Origin of the sequence: Mycobacterium sp. (assembly GCF_049280035.1) — a bacterium.
Lineage (GTDB): Bacteria > Actinomycetota > Actinomycetes > Mycobacteriales > Mycobacteriaceae > Mycobacterium.
On sequence record NZ_JBAPPI010000472.1, the window covers coordinates 1 to 1,985 of the forward strand.

2 protein-coding genes are annotated in these 1,985 nt (G+C 64.7%); both read left to right on the forward strand.

From position 1 onward, the window contains the following. A partial coding sequence (locus tag WAN71_RS15515; protein WP_422226181.1) for an ATP-binding protein occupies positions 1–1,409 on the forward strand: 1,409 nt, incomplete at its 5' end. Between the two features lie 28 nt (positions 1,410–1,437). Then, a partial coding sequence (locus WAN71_RS15520; RefSeq protein WP_422226182.1) for a TIGR03620 family F420-dependent LLM class oxidoreductase occupies positions 1,438–1,985 on the forward strand: 548 nt, incomplete at its 3' end.

Sequence of the window (1,985 nt, forward strand, 5' to 3'; positions counted from 1 at the left end):
GCCATATCCAGGAATACCAGCCGGGACCGATCATCGTTGAGGGCGATCCGGCGACCTGCTTCTACGTTCTGATCGAGGGTGAGCTGGCGATGTCGAAGCTCTCCGGCGGCCAGGCCATCGAGACGAACCGGACATCACAGCGCGGCGTGTATTGCGGTGCCTGGCGGGCGTTCACCGGCGGGACCCAAAAGCTCTACGACGCGTCGGTGCACGTGACCAAGCCGTCGCGGTTCTTCGTCATGGACGCCCCGGTGTTCGCCAAGTTCATGAAGGACCAATTTCCGATGGCGGTTCATCTGCTCGACGGGATCGCCGTGGGCACCGACCGGACCCGCCGGATCATCGACAACCGGGAGAAGCTGCTTGCGCTGGGCCGGTTGTCGGCCGGGCTGACCCATCAGCTGAACAATCCGGCCGCGGCCATCGCACGGGCGGCCGATGAGCTGCGCGGCCGGATCTCCCGCATGCGCGGGAAACTGGTGATGCTCGCCGACGGCACAGTCAGCGCTGAAACGCTGAACGCATTGGTGCGGCTACAGGAGGCGGTCGCCGAGCAGGTCGCCAAATCGGCGTCGGAGCACCTGACCGCGCTCGAAACCACCGACCGCGAGGACGCCGTCGGCGAGTGGCTGGAGGACCACGACATCGACGGTGGGTGGGACATCGCACCGACACTCGTCGAAGGCGGCGTCGACACCGACTGGCTGGAGCGGATTGCCGCAACTGCCGAGGAATTGGACAGTTCGGCTTCGTTGGAGGAGGCGGTCCGCTGGATCAGCTACACCATCGAAAGCGAGCTTCTGATGAATCAGATTTCGGAGGCGAGCAAGCGGATTTCGGTGTTGGTCGCCGACGCCAAGCAATATTCCCGGATGGACCGGGCCCTGTTCGACGTGGCCAATGTGCACGAACTGCTGCGCAGCACGCTGGTGATGTTCGCCGACCGATTGACCAAAGACGGCAAGCAGGCCGGCGCGATCACAGTGGTCAAGGAATTCGACCAATCACTTCCCGAAATCCCTTGCTTTCCAGGCGATCTCAACCAGGTCTGGACCAACATCATCGACAACGCACTGGCGGCGATGCGCGAGAAGGGCGGCACACTGACCGTCCGTACCGGCAGGGAAGGCGAGAAGCTGGCTCGCATCGAGATCTGCGACACCGGGCCCGGTATCCCCGATGAGGCGCGCGAGCACATTTTCGAGCCGTTCTTCACCACCAAACCGGTCGGTGAGGGCACCGGCCTCGGGCTGGATTTGGCGTGGAACATCGTCGTGAAGAAACATCGCGGGGATTTGCGCGTGGAGTCTGTGCCTGGCAATACCCGCTTCATCGTGCTGTTGCCGCTGGAAAAACCGCGCGTCGAGGATTTGGCGGATCCCGACCTGGATGCAGAACTGGCGGAATAGCGACCTCACGCGACCGGTTGGAGACACCATGACTGATGCAGCGATTAAACCCAATCTTGGTCGGTTCGGATCGTTCGGCCGCGGCGTAACCCCGCAGCAGGCCAAAGAGATTGAAGCCCTGGGCTACGGGGCCGTCTGGGTGGGCGGTTCACCGCCGGCCGAGCTGGAGTGGGTGGAGCCCATCCTCGAAGCGACCACCACGCTGCAGGTGGCCACCGGCATCGTCAACATCTGGTCGGCGGCGGCCAAACCGGTGGCCGAGTCGTTCCATCGCATCGACCGCGCCTACCCGGGCCGTTTCCTGCTGGGGATCGGCGTCGGACATCCCGAGGCGATCACCGAATACCGCAAGCCGTACGACGCGCTGGTGCAGTACCTCGACCAGCTCGACGAGTACGGGGTCCCCGCCAATCGCCGGGTGGTCGCGGCCCTGGGCCCGCGGGTGCTCAAGCTTTCGGCAGAGCGCAGCGCCGGCGCGCACCCGTACCTCACCACGCCGGAACACACCGCGCAGGCCCGCGAGCTGATCGGCCCGTCGGCGTTCTTGGCGCCCGAACACAAGGCCGTGCTGACCAC